This is a genomic window from Alkaliphilus crotonatoxidans, from assembly GCF_054658015.1.
Genome location: NZ_BAAHXS010000004.1, coordinates 79,201 through 102,276 on the forward strand (window position 1 = coordinate 79,201; position 23,076 = coordinate 102,276).

The 23,076-nt window shown below is 40.4% G+C and carries 18 protein-coding genes; 2 read left to right on the forward strand and 16 right to left on the reverse strand.

Translation table 11 applies throughout. From position 1 onward, the window contains the following. Window positions 1-44 precede the first annotated feature (44 nt). The 4 genes from addA to ACYQ1I_RS02850 all read right to left on the reverse strand — a co-directional run bounded on the left by addA (window position 45) and on the right by ACYQ1I_RS02850 (window position 8,467). A complete protein-coding gene (gene addA / locus ACYQ1I_RS02835; RefSeq protein ID WP_459762263.1) occupies window positions 45-3,620 on the reverse strand; it encodes a helicase-exonuclease AddAB subunit AddA in 3,576 nt (1,191 codons plus the stop codon). Continuing rightward, a complete protein-coding gene (gene addB / locus ACYQ1I_RS02840) occupies window positions 3,613-6,999 on the reverse strand; it encodes a helicase-exonuclease AddAB subunit AddB (protein ID WP_459762265.1) in 3,387 nt (1,128 codons plus the stop codon). The genes addA and addB overlap by 8 nt, the downstream gene beginning before the upstream one ends. 106 nt (window positions 7,000-7,105) lie before the next feature. Next, a complete protein-coding gene (locus ACYQ1I_RS02845; protein WP_459762267.1) occupies window positions 7,106-8,074 on the reverse strand; it encodes a 3'-5' exoribonuclease YhaM family protein in 969 nt (322 codons plus the stop codon). Window positions 8,075-8,083: 9 nt separating this feature from the next. Beyond that, window positions 8,084-8,467, reverse strand: coding sequence for a hypothetical protein (locus tag ACYQ1I_RS02850; protein ID WP_459762269.1), 384 nt, complete (start codon window positions 8,465-8,467; stop codon window positions 8,084-8,086). Window positions 8,468-8,671: 204 nt separating this feature from the next. On the opposite strand from ACYQ1I_RS02850, the gene ACYQ1I_RS02855 reads away from it, so the two are divergent. Beyond that, window positions 8,672-9,229: a rubrerythrin family protein gene (locus ACYQ1I_RS02855; RefSeq protein ID WP_459762271.1), complete on the forward strand. Its 558-nt coding sequence runs from the start codon at window positions 8,672-8,674 to the stop codon at window positions 9,227-9,229. A gap of 45 nt (window positions 9,230-9,274) precedes the next feature. Here ACYQ1I_RS02855 and ACYQ1I_RS02860 read toward each other — a convergent pair whose 3' ends face one another. Then, complete coding sequence (locus ACYQ1I_RS02860) at window positions 9,275-10,183, reverse strand: phosphatidylserine decarboxylase (RefSeq protein WP_459762273.1); 909 nt, start codon at window positions 10,181-10,183, stop codon at window positions 9,275-9,277. 280 nt (window positions 10,184-10,463) lie between these two features. On the opposite strand from ACYQ1I_RS02860, the gene larE reads away from it, so the two are divergent. Continuing rightward, on the forward strand, window positions 10,464-11,294 hold the full coding sequence (larE, locus tag ACYQ1I_RS02865; protein WP_459762275.1) for an ATP-dependent sacrificial sulfur transferase LarE: 831 nt from the start codon (window positions 10,464-10,466) through the stop codon (window positions 11,292-11,294). Between the two features lie 74 nt (window positions 11,295-11,368). Here the strand turns inward: larE and ACYQ1I_RS02870 are convergent, their stop codons facing one another. The 11 genes from ACYQ1I_RS02870 to ACYQ1I_RS02920 form a co-directional block, all read right to left on the reverse strand. After that, on the reverse strand, window positions 11,369-13,045 hold the full coding sequence (locus ACYQ1I_RS02870) for a putative ABC transporter permease subunit (protein ID WP_459762277.1): 1,677 nt from the start codon (window positions 13,043-13,045) through the stop codon (window positions 11,369-11,371). Continuing rightward, window positions 13,038-13,763: an ABC transporter ATP-binding protein gene (locus ACYQ1I_RS02875; protein WP_459762279.1), complete on the reverse strand. Its 726-nt coding sequence runs from the start codon at window positions 13,761-13,763 to the stop codon at window positions 13,038-13,040. Before ACYQ1I_RS02875 ends, ACYQ1I_RS02870 begins: the two co-directional genes overlap by 8 nt. A 206-nt stretch (window positions 13,764-13,969) precedes the next feature. After that, window positions 13,970-14,416, reverse strand: a complete 447-nt coding sequence (locus tag ACYQ1I_RS02880; protein ID WP_459762281.1) for a hypothetical protein — start codon at window positions 14,414-14,416, stop codon at window positions 13,970-13,972. A gap of 346 nt (window positions 14,417-14,762) precedes the next feature. Beyond that, window positions 14,763-14,882: a cyclic lactone autoinducer peptide gene (locus tag ACYQ1I_RS02885; protein ID WP_459762283.1), complete on the reverse strand. Its 120-nt coding sequence runs from the start codon at window positions 14,880-14,882 to the stop codon at window positions 14,763-14,765. Then, complete coding sequence (locus ACYQ1I_RS02890) at window positions 14,866-15,480, reverse strand: accessory gene regulator ArgB-like protein (protein ID WP_459762285.1); 615 nt, start codon at window positions 15,478-15,480, stop codon at window positions 14,866-14,868. Before ACYQ1I_RS02890 ends, ACYQ1I_RS02885 begins: the two co-directional genes overlap by 17 nt. Before the next feature lie 137 nt (window positions 15,481-15,617). Then, complete coding sequence (locus ACYQ1I_RS02895; protein ID WP_459762287.1) at window positions 15,618-16,931, reverse strand: sensor histidine kinase; 1,314 nt, start codon at window positions 16,929-16,931, stop codon at window positions 15,618-15,620. Between the two features lie 10 nt (window positions 16,932-16,941). Further along, window positions 16,942-17,670, reverse strand: a complete 729-nt coding sequence (locus ACYQ1I_RS02900) for a LytR/AlgR family response regulator transcription factor (RefSeq protein ID WP_459762289.1) — start codon at window positions 17,668-17,670, stop codon at window positions 16,942-16,944. Window positions 17,671-18,082: 412 nt separating this feature from the next. Continuing rightward, window positions 18,083-19,309: an efflux RND transporter periplasmic adaptor subunit gene (locus ACYQ1I_RS02905; RefSeq protein ID WP_459762291.1), complete on the reverse strand. Its 1,227-nt coding sequence runs from the start codon at window positions 19,307-19,309 to the stop codon at window positions 18,083-18,085. A gap of 57 nt (window positions 19,310-19,366) precedes the next feature. Beyond that, window positions 19,367-21,724, reverse strand: a complete 2,358-nt coding sequence (locus ACYQ1I_RS02910; RefSeq protein WP_459762293.1) for an ABC transporter permease — start codon at window positions 21,722-21,724, stop codon at window positions 19,367-19,369. Next, window positions 21,724-22,434 carry an ABC transporter ATP-binding protein gene (locus ACYQ1I_RS02915; protein WP_459762295.1) on the reverse strand — a complete coding sequence of 237 codons (711 nt, stop codon included), beginning with the start codon at window positions 22,432-22,434 and terminating at the stop codon, window positions 21,724-21,726. Before ACYQ1I_RS02915 ends, ACYQ1I_RS02910 begins: the two co-directional genes overlap by 1 nt. Then, window positions 22,434-23,024: a TetR/AcrR family transcriptional regulator gene (locus ACYQ1I_RS02920; RefSeq protein ID WP_459762297.1), complete on the reverse strand. Its 591-nt coding sequence runs from the start codon at window positions 23,022-23,024 to the stop codon at window positions 22,434-22,436. Before ACYQ1I_RS02920 ends, ACYQ1I_RS02915 begins: the two co-directional genes overlap by 1 nt. Window positions 23,025-23,076 lie beyond the last annotated feature (52 nt).

The following is a 23,076-nucleotide window of genomic DNA, read 5'->3' on the forward strand; positions in this document are numbered from 1 at the left end:
TGAAGAAATCTAAAAGTCAGTTTGAGAAAAAATAAAGTCTGCCATTAAAGCTTTAATACTTCATCAGTATAAAAAAGATAAAGATATCTCTCTAGCACAGCCTGACCCGTTATTCTTTCCAGAGCCTCCTGGTATAATTGCAGCTGGGTAAGGTATCTGGCTTTAATATTACGCCGATCTTCCCCCAATACAAAATCACTTTTGTAGTCTAACAGCACCAGCCCCCCTGCCTCTTCAAAATAGCAGTCTATTATTCCCTGTACCAACAGGATTTCATTGGAATCCTTTAAATTTTCAATTACGTCACCTGCACGTTTTTTGATATTAAAGGGTACCTCGCGATAGACCCTTTCTGCCCTTAACATTCGTTTTCCAATATCAGATTCAAAGAAGGACAGCAGTTTTTCCGGAACCACCGTATGGGCCTCCTGTCCTGTCAACAGCTCCCGATCCTGAAGCTCACCCAATTGTTCTTTAATTACTTCGATGCTTTCAACCCTCTTTAAATCTAAATGCTGTAGGACAAAGTGCAAAATGGTTCCCTTCTCAGCCGCTGTAAATTCCTTGCTGTCTTCAATAAACTTCGGCATTTTCACCAGAGGCGGTATTTTATGTCCCAGGCTTTCAAGCCTTCTAAACTGTGCCAGCTTGATATCGGTTACCGATAGCTTTGAAGGAATATACAGGGCCTCCCGATGGGGGTAAACCCAATTTAAACGTCTGTTTACCTCTCTATACTCCCGGGAATTTGTATCAGCTGGTGGATTCTCGAGCCATTCCATCATTTGATCCTTTAGGTGAATCTTTTCCTGCTCTTCAATTTTCAAGCTGCCTCGATGAATGATTTTAATTTTCCATTGGGATTCCTCCTGGGGCAATTGACTGCCATCCACCGTAGCTTCCGCCAGGCTTCTGAGGGGTTCCCCCTGGGGATGAAGCATTAAAACGGAAATCAACCATTCTAAGTAGGATTTGCTGGAAAACAACCGATAGGTACTGCTTCCCTGACTCCATTTTTTACAGAGCTTAGGAAGATTTCTACCAGAACCCACCAAAATCAGCTTATCCTTGGGCCGGGTAAGGGCTACATATAGTACCCGCATTTCTTCTGATAGGCTTTCCAGCTTGATTTGGTCCTTCATGGCAATTCTTGCAAGGGTATCCCGGGTGACCCGCAGGTCAGTGTCTATAAACGATGGCCCCAGACCCAGCTCCCGGTGTAAAAGGATTCGGTCATTGGTATCCCTCAGGTTGAAATTTTTCCCTATTCCTGCTAGAATTACAACTGGAAATTCCAGCCCTTTACTTTTATGAATACTCATCATTCTGACAACATTATCATTTTCATTCAGTATTTTGGCTGATCCCATGTCCCCTTTACTGCCCTGGATCTTAGTAACAAAATGAATGAAATTAAAGAGGCCCTTAATAGCGGTTTTTTGGAATTGACTGGCACGGTCAAGTAGTATCCTCAGGTTTGCCTGTCTCTGCTGACCTCCGGGCATGGCCCCCACATAGTGGTAAAAGCCTGTATCCATTAACAGCTTCCAAATAAATTCCTCCAGCTTCATATAACGGGCGGCTTCTGCCCATTGAGCAAGCCTGTCAATAAAGTCCTTTAATTTATCATGAAGGGGCCCCTGGGCCTCCTGTACATATTGATTAATGGCTTCAAAATAGCTGCCTCTGGGGAAGGCAATTCGAATATCAATTAGCTCTTCGGTAGTGAAGGCACCCATGGGGGATCGCATGACACTAATAAGGGGGATATCCTGTCGTTTATTATCTAAAACCTTCAACAGGTTCATAAATAAGTTGATCTCAATGGTTTCAAAATAGCCTGTATTAGCATCTGCGTAGGCTGGTATACCTTCCCTCGTAAAGGTTTCTAAAAAAATCTCTCCCCACCCCTGGGTGGTTCTCAAAAGTACTACGATATCTTGGTAATCAATTTTACGATAAGTATTTTGTCGGGAGTCAAAGATTTCTTCCTTTAACAGCTCCTTGATTCTTGAAGCCACCATCCTCGCCTCTACCTCTATGTCCTCCAGCAGCTCCAGCTCCTCGTCCAATTCCCTCGCCTCAATTTCCTTTTCAATTAAGTGCAGCTCTACAGGGTTTTCATCCAGGGGCATAAAGCTGCCTCCCTGATAAAGGTAGGCTTCGGGAGTATAATCGACCTCTCCCAGGGTTTTACTCATGATATTTTTAAAAACATAATTGACCGCCTGTAAGATTTCACCTCTGCTTCTGAAATTCTTTGCCAGGTCTATCCTTCGGTTAAGGGCTGTGGAATCTTTTTGAAAGGCTTCATACTTTTCTATGAACAGGCCGGGATCAGCCAGTCGAAATCGATAAATACTCTGCTTAACATCCCCCACCAGGAATAGATTGTTTTTCCTCTTTATTCTATTAATGATCGTTTCTTGAACAATATTACTGTCCTGGTACTCATCAACAAAAATATACCGATATTTATTTTGATATTCCCTGGCCACCAGGGGGTCCTCCAGTATTTTTAAGGCATAATGCTCTAAATCATTAAAGTCAACAATTCCCTTTTCCAGCTTTTTTTCCCGGTAGGCCAGGCTAAAGCGATTCGCCAGGTCTGCTAAATATTCCATATCCGGGGCCATCCGGTTCAAATCTTCCTGGTAATCTTCGGGAGAAAGGCTAAAGTAATCCTCCTTCAGCTTGCTTAATATCTTTTTTCCTTGATCCCGCAGGGACTTAATTTCTTCCTTAAGAGCTTCATCGTCTTCACGGGAAGCTCGCCCCAGGTTTTTGTGCTTAATATTCATTAAGGCCCTATACAATTGAGTAAGTCCTTCCCTTAGGGAAGTCCCTAGGTCTTCAATGATTTTTAAATCCTCCTCCAGGGCTGTCAGATAGACTGCCGGTCCACCTGGTCTTTGACAAAGGGATTTTGCCAATTGAAACAGCTCCCTGGCCCCCTCCAAACGAATGGCTATATTGCTTCTGATGACGTGACTCCAATGGCTTTTTTCCAGCTCGATTAAATCCATTTGAAAGTACTTTACCTGCTCCTGAAGCCATTGATCAGGATAGGGCTTACTTTGTACAAAATGGTATATTTTTAAAATCAGCTCCTTAAGGGGAGTATCCTCTCGATTCCCCCCAAAGGCCTCTACCAGGTTGAAAAAGCAGGGGTTTGCCATTTCATATTCTGTTTCCAGTAGCTCATCCAGGGCCTCAGCCTGTAGTATTGAGGTTTCTGTTCCATCTCCAATCCTAAAGGCCGGGTCAATATCAATGAGGTGAAAATTCCGCTTCAGCACCTCAATACAAAATGCGTGGAGGGTGGCAATGGTGGCTCGGCCCAGCAGGGTCATTTGCTTTCGTATATGGCCTTCTTTTTCAAGGTTACCTTCCAGCTCCCTGACTATGGCTGCTGCAATCCGTTCCCTCATTTCTCCGGCAGCTGCATTGGTAAAGGTAACAATTAACAGTTCATCTATATTGACTTCATCATCAATGATCAGCCGTATAATCCGTTCCACCAAAACCGCTGTTTTTCCAGAACCTGCCCCGGCGGCCACCAATAAATTACTCCCTCTAGATGTTATCGCCGCCTGCTGCTCCGGTGTCCATTTAGGCATCCGCCAACACCTCTCCTTCTATTTTTAGCTTGTCCAGTATTTCCTCATCCTTCAGTTCCTTTATAATCCGATAGACGTTGTCCTCCAACAGGCCGTCAAATTGACAAATGGACTGATATTGACAATATTGACAGGATACCTGCTTTCCCTTCTTACAGGGCAAAATTTTGACATTCCCCTTCAATATTTCCCTGGAAATTTCCTTGATAATATGTCGAATATGATTCAGCATAGATCGAAAGTCCTCTGCCGTTAGAACCGACGAGGTCTTTGAGATTTCATCACCTTTATTAAGCCTGACGGGAATAATATCTGAGCTGCCGTCTATATCGATATCAATATTTTTTATAACCTTCAGGTCCTTAAGTACCATTCCCCTTAGTTTCAGGGCCTTGTTTATCTCCCTTTCAATATGCTCTGAGGCCAGATCAGTGGTTTTAATCAGGGGATCATCAATTTTAAAATAGAATATTCCTCCGGGGTAGAGCTTAACATTTTTAAAGGACTCAACTGAAAGTACTGCATCCATATAGACCAATAGCTGCAGCTGCAGACCATAATAGGCATCACTCAGACTAAAATCCCGATTACCAGATTTATAGTCGATAATATTGATATATTGCCCTGTTTCATCGGTATAGACATCAACCCGGTCAATTACGCCCTGTAAAAATATCTCCTCCCCATCCTCCAGCTCGATGATAATAGCCGGAAGGGTGGCTCCCTCTTGGTTTGAAAACTGTATTTCATGGCCCATGGGATTAAAATTGCCGCTTTTCAGATGGTTTGTCAGGGTCCATAGGGCCCGCTTACTAATGCGCTTTAATCGATTTACCATATACCGGTAACGATGGGTGCTGTTTAATATACCATTTTCAAAGGTCTCAGAAATTCCATCGATGAGGGTATCAACAATCTGCTCACATTGCTGTCTTTCAAGCTCTCTCCATTCCAGCCTCTCGGCCTGAAGGTATCTGCCGAAAAGCTCCAGGGAATAATGAAACAACCTGCCAATATCTGGACTTTTCAGCTGATATTCCTTTCGTTCCCTGGGCTTCAAGCCATAGGCCACCATATGGGAAAAGGGACAGTTTGAGAATCGCTCAAGCCTCGAGATGCTGGTATGGATAGGAGTCTGATAAAGCTCCCTGGCCTTGGTATTGGGTATATAATGAATCTGATTCTCATGAAACAGGCCCTTAACCATTAAATCCTTTCGCTTATGCCATTCTGGATTATCATGATACCAGGCCAATACCTTCCACCACAGGTCAGAACATTCCTTTTCATCCAGCTTCAACCGCATATTTTCGACCAAATATTTGAAGGTACTGGTGGGAGTAGCCACATAATTGATAGAATCTTGACTTACTTTAACCAGATCACTTTTGATATGTATTTTAGGAAACAGCTTTTTAAAGCGATCAATGATAATAGATGGCCTTAGGGCCCTTCCCTCTTGATCTGCAGCAGCATAGCTCAACCAGAGGTATTGGCTCGGTTTAGACAGGGCCATGTAAATGGCAAGCTTTTCTTCCGCCAGCCTACCTTCCCCATAGACTGCCAATGTAATACCATGCTCCTTTAAAAGCTGCCTTTCCTGATCAGACAGCAATCCTTCTTCTTCTCGCAGGGAAGGCAGGATACCATCATTGACTCCCACTACAAAAAGGGCTTTGATATCGTGGCTTCGGGAACGATCTAGGTTTCCTACCAAAACCTGGTCAACGGTGGCCGGTATGACCCCAATTTCACAGGCACCAAAACCAGATTCCAGTACTTTTTTATACTCTTTGAGGGAAATTTTTCGATCACCTAAAATCTCGGAAAGCTGGTCAAAAATCGCCATAACAGTATTCCATATTTGGGTATTTTCATTAACTGAGTCATAGCGCCCCAGCTCCTTCAGCTTTTCAATCCAATCTTCCAGCTTTTCTTCCATTTTCATTTGCTGAAGTAGATTAAATAGCCCTTTGGTAATTTCCAACACGCTGCCTGCCTTTTTGACATTCTCCTTAAAGGTTCCCAGGGGCTGATAAAATTGACTTCTAATTTGATTTAAACGGCCTAGATCCTCATCCTGTCCCTTTGTAAACTCCTTTTCCCATTGGCTGCCCCTTATGCCGTAGGCAATCCCATAGTTTTCCAATTCTTCGATTTCATCCTTACTTAAATCACTAAAGCCGGTTTTAAGGAATCGAAAGACATCCTCATACTGAAAACCCCGGCTAACAATATCAATGGCGGCCAATATCAGCTCCACCAGGGGATGATCCATGATGTCCCGCTTTTCGTCCATAAAGCATGGTATTTCATATTCCTGAAAAACCCTTTTAATAATCATGCTGTAACTATTTAAGTCCCCGCTTACGATGGCTATATCTTTAAACCGATAGCCCTGATCCCTTACCAGGGAAAGAATTTGACCGGCCACCTTCTCTATTTCTGTATAAAGATTAGCTGCAGAAAATATCTCTATTTCATTCCCCCTACCTTCATAGCTTCGATAGGGATAAGCATAGATTTCCCTTTCCACATGGGCAAGCTGCGGCGGCTTTATTTCCTTCTGGTGGGTTAATATGATCTGTTCCTCCCTGATTTCCAAATGCTGGGCCAGGTGTCTGATCTGCTTAAGGGTTCCCTCTGTCACGGCAAACAGGTCACCTTCCCGGGAATGGGGATTAGGATCAAGGGTAAGGGCAATATTAATCTGCCGGGCCTTTTTCATCAGCTCGGCAATAATCCTCAGGGTTTGGGGAGTCATATAATGAAATCCGTCAATCCAGATCTCTGCGTCATTAAGGAATTTGGTATCTTTTATTTTTTCAATTAGTAAATTGATATGGTCTTCGGTATCAAGATAGGCATTTTCAAGATAGCGATTAAAATACTCATACAACAAAGAAAAATCCTTTAGCTTTAGCCTTAGCAAAGGTTCTTCCTTCAAGGTATCTAAGAGCTTCAGCTCTTCGGGTAAAATGTCGTGCTGCTTCATTTCACTGATTAATTCATTTATTTTCAGTACGAAGCCCTCCTGCCTGGCAGTTTTCTGATAGATGGTCAAGTCTTTACCCAATTCCTCCAACAGCTTTCTAATGACCATGTTTTTACCAATATCATTTATATTAATTTGGGTTAGTCCCCCCACTTCATTAAACACCTGGTAGGCTAATCGGGAAAAGCTCAGCACCTCTGCCTCCATGATTCCCTCTAGATCTTGCTTTTCCAGCAGATCCCTTTCAGCCTGCAGGGTAAACTGCTCCGGCACCAACAATATCAGCTTCTGCTGTTTTTTCTCAATGATTTTTTCTCTGATTTCCTTTAATATGTAGGTGGTTTTTCCCGTTCCGCTTCTACCCAAAATATACTTTACACCCATTGTCTCACCTCTATTCTTAGGGTTTATTAAGTAAATTATATCATAATCAATCAAAAAACCCAGCATAGACTGAATTGGGAAAATGCTACAGCCTGCCGGGTGATCTTTATCCTTTTTTGTAATATTCTGTTCCCATGTTCCAAAGCTTACCTGTAAAGGGCTCTTCCTTAGCTTCTTCCTCCTTCATAAAGGATAAAATGCTCTCGATGTCCCCTGACATTTTATCGGCATGATGTAAAATTTGTGCCTCTACGGTTTTGGGCAGCACAGGGGAACCATATTCCAGCTTACCATGATGGCCTAATATGCCATTGAGAATAATGAGCTTATCCTCTTGATTAAAGTCCTCTATTTGATTAATTACATTCAGGGTTTCATGGGCGCCTAAAAAAATATGCCCCAGCATGGTACCCTCCTCTGTAAAGCCTATGGCTGGTAGGGGCTTGTACTCATATATTTTAGCCCAGTCATGAAGCAATCCCATGACAATTAATCTGTCTATCTGTCTTTGGGAAAGCTTTTTGGTCATAGCTACAGAATATGAAAACTTTAGCACCTCTAAAACATGCTGCAGCAAACCGTTATAAAAATTATGATGAACCTGGCGGGCAGCAGGATAGGTTATAAATTTTTCAAAATAGGTCTCATTGAAAATCATCCGATCTAATAGCTCTCTGAGATGGGGCGCCTCCACCTTTTCATAAAAATAAATCAGCCCCTTTTTCAAGGTTTCAATTCCCCAATCACTAACCGGCAGCAGGTCTTCTACTTTCACCTGGCCCTCTGCTACTCTGGCCATCTGCTTCACCGTTAGCTGTAGTTGACCCTGGTATTCCCCTACCAGCACTGTTAGCCTTAGTATTTCACTATCCCTCAATTCCTGCAGAAAATCTTGATTTTCTTCATAATCCCAGCACTTTGCCTCTACCCTTTTGCTGGCATCCTGAAGGGTAAAATCTGCATATTTTTTATCGTTTTTGGTGGTCTTAATTTTCAGCTCCACCACCATGGCAACAACTTCTACCTGTTGATTTAGGTGACGCTTATCTATTTCCTTTAACTGCCTAATTAGCATGACTTCCTCCTAAAACACATAAAATTTAAGGGTTTCCAACAGGGCAGCAATGGCAAGCACCACAAAGGCTCTTAAATAAGCTACCCATTGCCTCCTCATTTTTTCTCTCCGTTCCTTCATGGAAAGCTGTACTTCCTCCTTGGAATAGGTCTGTTTACGGCCCTCAAAGAGTTGAAACAAAGCCGGGGCACTGAACAGTGCAAGGAGGATCATCAATACGCCCAGAATATAAATTAACCTAATGGCACCACCAACCGGGTCAAGGTTCCTGACAAGGCCATAGATAAATCCAATTCCCCCGGCCCCCAGTGCACCAATGGCTCCCTGCTTAAGGGCTCTCTTGATTCCAATGTAAATTTGCTCCCTTGGGGTGGTCAATTCATCCTTTTTCATTTTTATAGCCTCCTATCGCCCATCAATCTTCCTTCAACAGGCTCGACCCTGTAATTTATTTAATTTCTATATTGGAATATAAAAGTCCTTTATACTGATATAAAATTCTTTGTTTAAATTTAGCCATAGGGGGTAATTGTTATAAGGGCGTCCACTTGATCTATTGATTGGCGTCGATTTATTTTTAAAGGGAGGAATTTTTTTATGAATCACATGACCGAATCTAATTTAAAATCTGCATTTGGCGGAGAAAGTATGGCCCATATGCGTTATTTAGTGTGGGGCGAATTTGCTGCAAAGGAAGGCTATCCCAATGTAGCAAACCTATTTAAGGCTGTAGCCTATGCAGAGCGAATCCATGCAGGGAATCATTTCAGAGAATTAAAGAATGAAGTTGGAGATGCATCTGTTACTGCCGGCGCTGGCTTTGGTTTAACCACCACCTCAGAAAATTTACAGGGTGCCATTGATGGAGAAAACCATGAAATTGAACAAATGTATCCTGCCTTCATTGCTGTGGCCGAGCTACAAAAAGAAAAGGGCAGCATTCGTACCTTTCAATTTGCATTAGAGGCAGAAAGGTGTCACAGCAAGCTGTTCTCAGATGCCAAGGCTGCTGTAGATGCTAAAAAAGACTTCGACGCTGATACTGTACATGTTTGCGATGTCTGTGGCTATACGCTGACAGGTGATTTAAAGGATAACTGCCCTGTTTGTAAAGCCAAAACTGATCTGTTCACTACCTTTGTAACAGAAAAATAATACATAAAAAATGACGACCCCGTGTCGTCATTTTTTATGTATTCATTATACTTGATGATAATTTAAGGCAGTACCAATGCCTTCGCCCATGATTACTCTGGTTTCATAGCCCTGGGCTGTATGATTTAATAAATCCTCATCAATTTCTATCTGATCCTTTTTGATAAACAGAATCGTTGTCGAACCCCCAAATTTGAAATATCCCTTTTCCTGCCCCTTTTCAACCATGGCTTCAGGTTGATAGGTTTGTACAATACTGCCTACCCCGGTGGCTCCCACCTCAACCAATAATATTTTTCCAAAATGTTTACTTTCAAAAATAGTCAGTTCTCTTTTATTTTGACAATAGAGCTTTGGGATTTTATTAAGGGCCCTAGGATTCACCGAGTAGTAATTTCCCTTGATGGGTATGCTTTTTTGGGGAATTCCGTCGTCAGGAAAATGAAACCGATGATAGTCTGCCGGAGCCAACCGTACCACTATACAGACCCCACCATGATATTCTGCTGCCAGGTCTTCCTTTCCAATCAGCTCTGCCAGCGAGTATTCCATCTTCTTGACCTGAAGAAGCCCATGGATATCAATATTGTCGTAGGCTAAAAGCTTCCCATCGGCAGGCGAAGCAAGCCGATGGGCCCCTGGGTCTGTGGGACGGGCAGCAGACTTCAGCTCTCTGATGAAAAAATCGTTAAAGCTTCGGTACCCTTCAATATTTTCTTGAAGGGCTTCCTTCATGTTGATTCCGTGATTTTCAACAAAGGCCTTTATCCTCTTTTTACTCAAGGCCGTATTCATAAACCTCCCCATTAAATTAGAAAAAAATCGCTTTTTAATTAACAGCTCTAAGAAGCTATTGCCAATGCTGCTTTCATAGCTCCATCGAATTAACCTGTCTCCGGGAACCATTTCGATTCTTTTTTCTCCTGTTTTCCGATCAATATATCTAATTTCCATTATCTCATTCCTTCACAATATTTGTAGACCAGACTATTATACTATATTGTTTGAAGGGTTAAAATAATATTTATCAATCGTGAGCTATTTTTAGAGCTACTTGTCTGATGCAGCCTGGCCTGTCATCAGCCATTGCCTTCTCCTTTTTCTCACTTTTTACCTAATATTATACTTTTTCTTCAATTGTTTAAATCATAATAATTGAATCTATTTTGATAATATGGTAAGCTAGTACCAAGATTTTGGTATGTTACGTCGTTTTTAAAGGAGGATTAAAAATATGGAGCTTCAGCAAAAATTAACCCAGCTAAAGGATATCTTGAAAAACCTTGAAGGTGCTGCCATCGCCTTTTCTGGAGGGGTAGATAGTACTTTTTTATTAAAGGTAGCCCATGATGTTTTAGGAGATCGAGTTATTGGCGTCACTGCCAGGTCATCCACCTACCCTGAAAGGGAGTTCAAGGAAGCCCAGCAATATGCCAGGGATTTTGGGGTAAAGCATGTGGTGATAGTTTCAGAGGAATTGGAGATTGATGGATTTTCAAAAAATCCCGTGAATCGCTGCTATTATTGTAAGCATGAGCTATTTACCAAAGTGCGATCAGTGGCCCAGGAGCATGGTCTAAAGCACGTATTGGACGGCTCAAATTTTGATGATCTTTCAGATTACCGGCCCGGTATGCATGCTGCCTCGGAATTGAAGGTGATCAGCCCCCTTAAGGAAGCCCAGCTAACCAAGGATGATATTCGCCAATTATCAAAGGAAATGGGTATTCCCACTTGGAATAAGCCTGCCTTTGCCTGTCTTTCTTCCCGATTCCCCTACGGCAATGAAATAACCATGGAAAAGCTGAAAATGGTAGAGCTGGCAGAACAATACTTACTGGATCTAGGCTTTAAGCAAATTCGAGTACGACATCATGAGAAAATTGCCCGTATTGAGGTGGCGAAGGGCGAACGGGTACGATTTTTTGATCTGGACCTGATGGATCAAGTTGGCACCTATATGCGGGAAATTGGTTTTGATTATGTTACCCTGGATCTATTGGGGTATCGTACAGGCAGTATGAACGAGGTTCTAACAGAGGAATCAAAGATACTCAATGCATAATTGTAAAGATTCAGCTGTTTTAGAAAAGTGGTCTCCTTGCAGGGAGACCACTTTTTTTCAATGGGAATTTTCTCTTATGCCTCAAGTCTTTGATATTTTTTATCGGCTAATCTATAGAGCATGGAAAGGCCAATAATAGATAATCCCAGTATAATTAAAGCAAAAATCAGATAAATCACCAATGGTGACACATTGGTTTTTAATAGCAGCCTTGTTAACAGGAAGCACAGCAATAGGAAGGCTGCTGTGGCCAGCATATGAAAGAAAACATTTAAGTTCTGTTTAACAGCCTCCTGAGGATTGGTCCATTCAAGCTTTGGCCTAATTAAATCAATGATGATTCCCACCAGTATCATCAGGAATGATCCTAAAAAGCTAAGGATTAAAATTATCAAGGTCTCTTGCAGGGGAAGCCTGAAAACTACGACCAACGCAATCAGGCTGGCAAAAATTGTTATACAATTGATGGCCAGGGAATGGAGCAGCTTACCCTTTATTTGACTCCTTGGTGCCATGGGAATCATTTTTGAAATCCAAAAATCCTTCCCCTCCCTTGAAATGGTAGTGGCCGCCACCACATTCATGCTGCTGCTGAAAATAATAAAGGCACTGGCAATCAGTACAAGATAGATTGGGGGGATACTGTGTACCAGCATTAGCATCTGTTGAAAACCCTCCTGCTGTCCGCTGAAAAGAACTAAAATAATCATAATTGGCCCAAGGATGGCTCCTATCAGGCCATTCAACACATAGACAGGGGTCCTTAGCATCAATCTCCACTCTCTCCAAAAGATAGCCATCACAGGACTTTTGCTTTGATTGTATTTTTTATTGATCTCCTCTGACGTTAAGACTTTGCGATTTCGATTTGTTTCCTGGCCTGAAAGAAGACCTCGATAAAAAATTAAGTTGCTAATCCAGAGCAGGAATAAAAACAATAATGCAGAAGCCAACATAAAAAGGGCTAAGTAGCCAAGGCCCATTGCTCCATCCTGGGTAATGCCCAGGGTCGCCCAGATGCTGGGAGGAAACCGTTGGCCCACCAGCTTTATTAAGTCCATCTGACCGCTTAAGAGCCTTTGAAAATAGGCTTGATCCATCCCCTCTAGTCGATTACCAACAAAGAGATTAAAGCCCATGGCAAAAAGAAATACTGCAATCCCCCCTAATACGGCCAGAAGATCCTTACGCTTTTTCAGATTAATAAAGCGCATCAATATGACCACTATAAGGGTTGCCAGCACCAGGGGCAGCACTGGGGAGGCTAAGGCCACCAACAGTCCCTTGATCCAATAGATAATCCCTTGATTGGTTCCCCTGCCGTAGATCCATAGGGGCGGCAGCAAAATAGGGAGCAGGGTTAAATATTCATAAAACATAATCCCGACAAATTTGCTTCCTAAAACCTCATAGGGTCGTAGGGGCAAAGGCACCAAAAGGTCTAGATCCTGCGAAAAATAAAACACACTCATTACGTAGAAAAATCCAAATAACAAAACCAGTATCTGGGCTGCAAGAAAGGAAATCGTAATTACCAGCTCCGGTTGATTTAATTGACTGGCAGCAAAGTAAATTTCATTCATTAAAACACTGTACAGGGCCATCAGGGAACCAATTCCAACTGCCACTGCGATTAAAACCAGGCCATAGTTCAACAGCTTTTTTTTGTTTGTTCTGGCTGAATACTTAATGGCAGAAATGCCAAGGTTTACCCGAAGGTTAGTTTTAATTAATGACAACATTCTATTCATCTTCAGTCAACTCCAGGAAAATATTTTCCAGGGATTCGGCCTGATCTCCCTGCCTTAGCTCTTCAAGGGTACCAATGGCAATAAGCTTTCCCCGGTTAATAATACCAATTCGGTCACAAAGCTTTTCTGCCACCTCTAACACGTGGGTGGAAAAGAAAACGGTGTTTCCCTGGTCACAATGCTCTCGCATCAGTATTTTAAGCTGATGGGCCGACTTAGGGTCTAATCCCACCAGGGGCTCATCCAAAATCCATAGGGCCGGGTTGTGAATTAATGCAGCAGTTAACACAATTTTCTGCTTCATCCCATGGGAGTAGCTTTTAATCAGGTCACCGGCCGCATCATTTAGTCCAAAGGTCTCAAGAAAATATTCCATCCGTTTTCTTCTGACCTCCTTTGACACCCCATATACATCGGCGATAAAGTTAATATACTCGACCCCTGTTAATCGTTCATAGGCATTGGCACTATCGGGCACATAGCCAATATTAATCTTTGCATTAATGGTGTCTTTTTGATTATCATAGCCTTTAATTTCTATTTTACCTCCATCTGGATTCAAAAGGCCCACCATCATCTTAATCGTAGTGGTTTTCCCAGCACCATTAGGGCCGAGGAAACCAAAAATTTCTCCGGGCTTTACATGAAGCGAGAGGTCATCAACTGCTTTAATTTTCCCCTTATTGTAGTTTTTGGTCAGGTGTTCGATTTTAACCATCTTACCTGCCTCCTTAATCATTTTTAGATGCTATTCAATATTATAACGAAAAAATTAAAAATAAGTTTGTATCTATTATTTATTATAGTCAAGCTCTGTGATATTTATTGGATTCAAATAAAAAATCCACAGAATATCAGCCACCATAATGTAAAGCTAGTACCCTGTGCCATTACAACGGCGCAGGGTACTAGCTGCTTTGTTAACTAAAACTTCCTTGCAAAATGCCATCTTTTGAAATGATATATTTTAAATTCGCTGGTAAATAGGGTTCCTGTATCAATATCGATAATATAGGTATAATTGATTTCAGATATATTGGGCATCAGCGTAATATCCACATAATAAAGCCTTCTATTAAGATTAAAATGATTATCTTCGAAAAAATATCTCAGGTTCTTTTCATTATCCCATTTAATGCCCTCTGCAGCTGGGTATAGCCCTTCCGCTTTATAATAGGCTTTAATATTGGCATCTACCATTTCATACTCTATAAGATACTTTTCATAGTTATAATCCTCAAACATAAAGTATATTGGCAAACTCATCCCCATCAGAATAACCAGAGCAAAGGTAAAGAAAATCCGTTTTCCGGTGTATTTTGTTTGTTTAACAACAAATAAGTCTTCTAATTTACCTTTAATTTTTTCCATCGCAATCCCCCTTAAACGATCATAGTTACTTACTTTTCATTATAAACTATTTTTACTTGTATTTCCTTATATTTTTTGGCAATAAGGATTGGAGGCTTTCAGTGTGATCGTTAATACATAGAAAATACCCACCTTTACAGAATGCTAAAAAACAGGGTCTTTGAGGCGATGCTTTTAAGACCCTGTTTGATAACCATATCATCTATTCACAAAGCAACCAGTGCTTTTTACACACTGGCTGTAAATTTTACTATACTGTACTATTTTTAATGCTTGCTTATAAATAATCCTTATTCCTTGTCCCTTTCTTTTACCCGTTGAATCACCTATGAATGTCTATTTACAACTATTTAATTAGCTTTTTGGGTACTTGAGGCTGATAAAAAAACATAAAGCAGTTGGTAGAAACATTAAAGTTCACTAATCCTTCAGCGGCCATAGCCAAACCATTAAATAACAGTTTCATTTTTACTCCTCCTCATCAATTGTTTAATTTTACTTACCTTTATTAAGGTCAACGCTTCAATTAAGAAGCCCAAGGATGCAATGACTGAATGATATTGAAATGTTGGTATGAGTATAGAACTAATCAAAATCAGTATGCTGCCTATGGTAATAACCATAATGCTTCTATGACGATTTTTTCTCTTTTCCGATTCAGAAAGGGGCTTATTTGGTGAATCAATAGGTGAAAATAATAGGACCATTATATTTGAAAGAATAAGGATCATTGATAGAGTTAAAACTACTGAACTATAACCAATCATTAAGCTGCTCAGCCAAATACTTCCATATACCAAGACAACGGTTACAGCAAAGCATTTAAAGTATGAATGGGCATGGACACCACCTGCAAAAATTCGCAATAAACCAAAGGACAAGACGAAAATAACGGTTTCCGTCAAATACCCTGTTACCATCCCCAATATAACAAGACCGGTTCCCTTTAATATCATCGAGAGTAAAAGCTGAAAACCATAGCTGTATACCTCTTTGTCTTCCAGGGTTATAATCTTTTCTTTTATTAATTTGTCTGCCAATTTAACAGAGGCTTGTTCAATCATTTTGATCACCCTTTTTTAAGGTAATTGTATTATACAAAATATACCATTCCTTACGAAATCCTGCAACCTCCTTTGCAAAAGTGGTCGTTTTTTTGTCATAATTGACAAGGCTTTTTCTTTACGATAAAAATAACCAGTTATTCCGGTCTACTGGTTACTAAAGGAAGGGCAATCTTTACCTTAAATTCATCACCTACATCCTCTATGTTAATAATACCGTTATTCTTTTTGACAATCTGCTGTATATTATATAGTCCAAAGCCATGGTCCTTACGATTTACCTTACTGGTAAAGCGTTTTGTTTTCTGTAGTACCTCCTGATTAGTTTTATTGTTAATAATTTTAATGATCAGCATGTCTTTATTTGTATTGATTTCAAGATAAATCCTTCTTTTCTCCTTTTCGATTTTTTGACAGGCCTCAATGGCATTATCGATTAAATTTCCTAATATCACGGTGATATCTATGTCTTTAATTGTTAAGCGAAAGGGCAGGTCTATGGAATAATCAAAGGCTATATTATTGCTTTTTACTCTTTCATTTTTAATATTAATTAATGCAGTAATAACGGGATTTTGATTATCTGCCACATCATTGACGGCTGCCACCTCGTCGGTTAATGATAGAATGTACTTTTTAGCCTCGTCATATTTTTCAAGCTGTATTAGCCCCAGTAGGGTACTGATAAAATTGTTAAAGTCATGCCTTTGGGCCTTCATGGTGTTAACCATTTCTTCAATATTTTTGGTATAGAAAAAATGATTACGATATTCCTTTTCCCGCATTTTCCAGGCTGTTTCATTTTGACTGTACTCAATTAAGCGCCCTATTATCACCAGCATTAAAAAATTAAATAGCAAGGCTCCTGATCCCATTCCTATAATATAAAACATTTCGTGTCCTGCCAGGTCATCAACAAAGCTATAGAAGGTAAAGGCCATAAAAATTATGATTAGGTTAAATAATAGCAGCAATATAATGGTGTAATATTGATTCCTTTTAATTTCTCCAAATACCCTCAGTTTAAAGCAAGTATACCTGGCCAGTAAAAAGAATACCGTTTTTGAAATCATAATTCCCATTAATCTAAAGCCATTGTGTTCAAGCAGCATGGCAGTTGGAACCTTCAAGATAAAGGACATGGCACCTCCGGTTACCAGCTCGATAATTCCCATTAAAGTCATGGCTATGATGGTAATTAACGTTACCCTAATAAATTGTCCCTTAACTAAAATGTACAATATACAGGAGGCGGTGATAAACATAAATATAAAACCTTTAAAGTCAGCCAATCCCAGAGCAAGATTGATATAGGAGTTGATAAAGCACTGAACTAAAACCGCCGTATAGAAAAAGACTCTCTTTCCTTTACATTCCACCATTTCACTGACAAAGTAATAGATTAAAAAAGCATCAGCAAAATTTGTTACAAGTAAAACAAAATACTCCATGGTCTCCCCCCTATTCCCTAAATAGCTTCTTCTCAATGGCAAGAAGAACATTTTTCTTAAATCTTCTACTGACAGGAAGACTATCATCATATCCCTTTAAATAAATTATGTTGCCTGCAAGTCTCGAAACGCGATTCAGGTTAATGATAAACCCCTGGTGACATTGAATAAAATCTTCAGGATTTAATTCCTCCAATAACTGTTTTGTAGTGGCAAAATATTCGTAGCTGCCTGTAGTGGTATTGACAACTATTTTTCTTTGCTTTTTCTCAAAATATATAATTTCGTCTGTGTTTAAATAATGTAGTTGATCCTTTGCCTTAAAAACGAAGCTTTTCTTTTTTTCTTTTTGATATAATCTTATTTCAGCCAGCCTTTTGATTAATTGCTCCATTAGCTTGTTGAATCGCTCATTGGTAATCGGTTTTATCAGGTAGTGAAAGCTCTGGATTTCAAAGGCCTCCAAGGCATATTCCTTATACCCCGTTAAATATACCAAAAGCACCCGTTTATCTAATTCTCTTATTTTTCTCCCTATTTCGATTCCATTAAGTCCCCCCATCTCTATGTCTAAAAAAACAATATCATAGTTTATTTTCTGAAAACCTTGGTATAGGTCTTCACCGTTATAATAGAGGTGATGGACTATCTTTTCTTGAAATTTAAAGGATTGTAAGTAGCTTGCTATTAATTCTACCTGTACTTTATTATCATCACAAATGGCAATAGAAATTGACAATCAAAACGCCCCCTATAATTATGCTCTACTGGAAGTATTCTCCACAATTGCAGTATTTTCCTCTATTGCATTTCATATTACTTCATACTTTTCTTACGGGCTTCTGGCCGTTAAAATCAGCTTAATATTTATATTTTGACTTAACTCTATTTAAAAGTACAAAAAATATTTAATTTTTTTTACATAAAATTCCATAAACAAAAACCCCCTTATATAGATACAGACAGCTTTACAGCGCCCACTATAAGGGGAATGAATAAAGAACTTTATTAATTTAACAATTACCAAGCAATACATCTATATTTCATTTAATAATTTTTCTAACATTTTGTGCCTGTACTGCCTTTATATCTTTCACACCAGCCCTGTTTAAAGACTGCCTCTTCTTTATTCGGAGCTTTTAATCCCCCGCCTACTCTTTAATCTTTGCCCCGTCCTTTAATTCCTCATTGGACGAAAGAATTAGCCGTTCTCCTTCCATTAATCCACTGATAATTTCAACCTGTTTTTGACTTTCGATTCCTGTTTGAACTTCTCTCAGAACAGCCCGGTTATTTTTCTTGACGTAGACATAGTATTGGTTCTCCTGCTGGAACAGGGCGTTTTCAGGTATAATCAAGGTTTTGTCCCTCTCTTCTGTGACAATTTTTATATCTAAATCGTAGCCCGGCCTCAGGTTGGCTTCTCGTCCTTGTATTTCAATTTCTACTTTTATCCTCTTTTGTTCAATTCCCAAATCTGATATTTTACTAAAGGCCTGGGGGTGTATTTTTCTTACTGTACCTGTCAGCTCAATTCCCAAATTTTGATGACTGATCAATACTTTATCTCCTTCATTAACATTGGCTATGTCTGATACCAGTATATCGGCTTCGATATAATGGTTATCAGGGCTCCCTATCTCAAAAAGCTGCATTCCCGGCTGCAGGTAGCTACCTTTTTCAATATTTTTGAGCATGATGGTTCCTTCTATGGGTGAGGCGATGCTATATTCTTCTTTTTGACTTTCCAGTGCCTCTTTTTGGATTGCCAATTGCTTTAGCTGGGCCTGATATTGTGCTGCAATATTGATTGTATGAGGGTTACTTAATATTTCCAGCTCTAAACTAAGCTTCTCTAGGTTATTTCTTTGGGCCTCCAGTTGATTGAGGGCATTTTGATAGTCTTCATGGCTGACGGCTCCTGCTTCATAGAGCTTTTTCTGGTTTTCTGTGGTTCGTTCTGCTTCGACTAATGCGTTTTCCTGGTTTGTCAGCTCCAGCTTAAGTCTTTCTATTTCCCGTTGATCTACTGGCTTTAGGGCCTCTTGATATTGGGCCTGAAGGGCGGCTTCCTGGGCTTCAATACCTTGTATTTCTCTTAGTAGCTGTTGCTCTTCTATTTTTAGCAGCAGTTCTCCTTTTTGTACCGAATCTCCTATATTAACCAGTACATCTGTTACCCTTCCTGTGGCGGCAGCATAAACTGTTTCTCTTCTTTCTGTCATGACCACACCTAGCTCTTCTACATATTTTTCGATGGAGCCTTGATTAACTGGTGCTGTGGTTACTGTAATGGCTGTATTTTGAGTAAATAAGTAGTATCCTGCTGTTCCCAGCACCGCTACTGCTACGATGATTCCGATTATTTTTTTCTTCATTTTCATCTCCGTCCTTACCTATATTCTATTGATCACTGCCTTTGGGCAGTAAAGTCTTTAGGATACTCTATTTTTGAGGGCATCCATAAAGTTTAGGCGATAGATCTTTTTAATTGTGGCCAGCTGGGCCAGAGCAACAAATATGATGGTGGCCAAGGCTGTTATCAGGTAACTGCTGGAATTAATGATCATTGGAATGGTGTAGAGCTCTGTTGACATGCTGGATACGATTCCCTGGCACATGCCATAGGCCAATGGGATTCCCAGTATGATACCCAGTAGTGTCAGCAAGCTGTTTTCTTTACTGATGATTCTATATATTTCTTTTTTTTCAAACCCCAATACCCGCAGCGATGAAAATTCCATGGTTCTTTCCCCAATGCTGATGATTGTGGTATTGTAGACAATGGCAAAGCCTAAAATTCCGCCAAAGAGCATTAGGGTCCCTACGGAATAAATGATCATATCCATAAATTCTAAAAAGCTATTTTTCATATCTTCTACCGATTGTACCTGGCTAATATTGGGTACATTTTTCAGCTTAGTTAAGACTTCATCTCCTGAATTGACCAAGGCCCCGGTAACGATCTCTCTTTCCCCCAGTATTTCATTCAAGGCTTCGATTTCCATATAGGCGTTGCTGCCCAAATATTGTTCGGTAATTCCTTTGACTTCTATCCACCGGTCTTCTTGATCTGGCATAAAGTTTTTCATTAGTATTTTATCCCCTACCTGGGCCCCAAGGGCTTTGGCCAATCCTTCTGTTAAAATAATTCCCTCCCTGGGTATCGTGATGGTCTTTCCAGTAGTCTCCTTAAAGTGATAGAGGGCTGTATCGGATTTAAGACCAATAACGCTGACGGTTTCTTTTTTTGTCCCGTTTTTCAACTCAAAGGGGAATTCGGTTTTAGCTTCCATATAATCTATTTTAATTAACTGCTTCAGCTCCTTTAGGGTATCAACTCCCATTGGGCGGGTAAAATCTATGCTATATTCCATCCTTTGAAACTCACTGTACTGCAGCTGAAACATGTTGCCAAATACTGAAGACATAAAAACGGGTACCATAATAATGCCATAGGTCAGGGCAATTCCCAAAACTAAAAAGGCAGCCCTTCGCTTGTTTCTTACTATATTTCTAATGACCATCTTCCAGCTGAAGGTAATTCGATTCCAAATGGGTTTAACTTTTTCCAGCCAAATCCGCCCTCCTGCTTTGGGTGCCTCTGGTCTCATGGAGTCGGCAGGTAATATTTTAATAACGCTTCTGGCACCAATCAGGCCTGATATAATGCAGAAGATGGTGGTTAAGATAATGCCGTAGACTATATACTGATAGTAGATGGTCATTTCTAGCAATGGTATGTTCATATACAGGATATATAAATTGGTAAAGGCTATGGATAAGGGAATACTCAGAACAATTCCGATAATTGAACCCACTAACCCAATGGTCAAGGAAAATTTGGTGTAATGACCCATAATTTGAAAATTGTTGTAGCCCAGGGCCTTCATAACTCCAATGGCCATCCTATCATTTTTCACCGTTCTTGATAGCATGATATTGATGATGACAGCAGCCACGATCAAAAATAACAATGTTACGGCTGTGGCCATCATTTCCAGTTGCTCTACCTCCTGCATCATCATGCTGTGGCTGAGATGGTTATCTCGTTTAATGGTGCGCCGAATACCATATTGATCTAATTGGTCTTCTATGTCCTCTATAATCAAGTCAATTTGATCAAGGTATTGTTGATCAATTTTAATCATTACCTCATTATAGCTGCCCTGGTAGCCCAGGGAGGATTGGGCAAAATCCTCTGAAACATAGATAACACCAAATTTCTCAGGGGCCGGTAGCAGGCTTTGCTCGTTTTCCATTAGATAGATGTATTCGGGACTGCCCACTACCCCTATGACCTCCATGGGATATTCTTTCCCGGCAATATAAGGTCTGATGGTTTCCCCCAGGTTCATGCTGCGACCCTCGAAAAATTGCTGCAGTACTACGATTGTTTTGGGGTTTGCTCCCAGTTCTCTACCTTCAATGGTATACAGGCTATTAATACTGCCGGTTTCTTCAGGCAGAGAAACTACCCTCACCCGTACTTTTTCGTTGGGATCTTCCACCCCCAGGGGTACGTCTTCACTAATTCTTCCCTGGGCCTGTATGACTCCCTCTATTGTATAAAGCTGTTCAATGGCCCCCTTGGGAATCCGCATTACCTCCACAGAGACATCGGCAAAATTGGTAAGGTCATAGTAATATGCTATGGAATGATTTAGGTTATCCCCCACCATACTCAGAGAGACATAGATTGTTAATGCCAATATGATCACAACGGCGATGGATATAAACTGACCCTTTGACTTCTTAATCAGCCTTAAGAGTCTTTTATCTAATTTTTTCATTACCATTCAATCCTTTCGGGGGGGATTGGATTTTGATTTACCCAGGATTCAATTATTTCGCCGCTTCTCATTTTAATTACACGGTCGGCCATCGCTCCGATGGGCATATTGTGGGTGATAATAACCACAGTCTTGCCATACTTTACGTTAATCTCCTTCAGAAGGGAAAGGATTTTGATTCCTGTTTCAAAATCCAGCGCCCCCGTTGGTTCATCGCATAGTAATAGGGCAGGATTTTTCGCTACCGCCCGGGCTATGGCCACCCGTTGTTGTTCACCCCCGCTCATTTGGGCAGGAAAATGTTCTTTTCTGTCTCCCAGCCCTACGGCCTCTAAAACCCCTTCCACCTCCAGGGCATTTTTACATATTTCCGTCGCTAGTTCTACATTTTCTAGAGCTGTTAAATTGGCCATTAAGTTATAGAACTGAAAAACAAAGCCCACCTTTTCTCTTCGGTATACCGTCAGCTTCCTGTCGTTATATTGGGTGATATCCTCTTCCTCCATCAATACCCTGCCTTCGGTGGGCAAATCCATTCCCCCCAAAATATTGAGCAGTGTACTCTTTCCTGAACCACTGGGGCCTAAAATAACGACAAATTCCCCTTCATACAATTTCAGGTTAATATTTTTTGCTGCAGTCACTGTCATTTCACCCATATGATAATGTTTGCTGACGTTTTCCACCTGCATTAGAACTTTCTCTTCCATTATTCCACCTCCGGTCGTCCAATCAGGCCGTATTTTAAAAAGTCATAAAAATTTGCCGTAATTTCCTTCATATCTTCTTTACTATTAATTTTATTCAAATACTTTTCACCAAAGGCCTCTATCACCATCATCAGCATATCGGTCAAAAAATCAACATTACCGGGCCTGATCTCTCCTGTTTTAACCCCATCCTTTATAATTTTTTCAAACATGATTCTACTTAACTTTATCTTTTCATCAATTAATTTTTCCGTTACGTAGGGAATCGAGATAATATCATGATAAAGGGCAAGGGAGTAGCGTTTACTCTCTTCAAAGGTATAGTTCATTAAAAAATCTATTTTTTCGAGACAGCCTGGTATTTGCTGAAGTGCTTCCTCGATTTCATAGGAGACACGCTCCATTAAGGAAAGAATCACCTCCTTAAACAAGGCCTCCTTGGAGGGAAAATGCTTGTAGATAGTCATTTTGCTGATTCCTGCTGCCTCAGCAATTTGATCCATTGACAAAGCCCGGTATCCCAAATCTAAAAACAGCTCCTCGGCCTTTTCCATTAATCGATTATATTTAATTTCACTTTGTGTAGCCATACTATTCACCCTTCATAAAAATTGTACTTTTATACCTTTATAGTATAATATT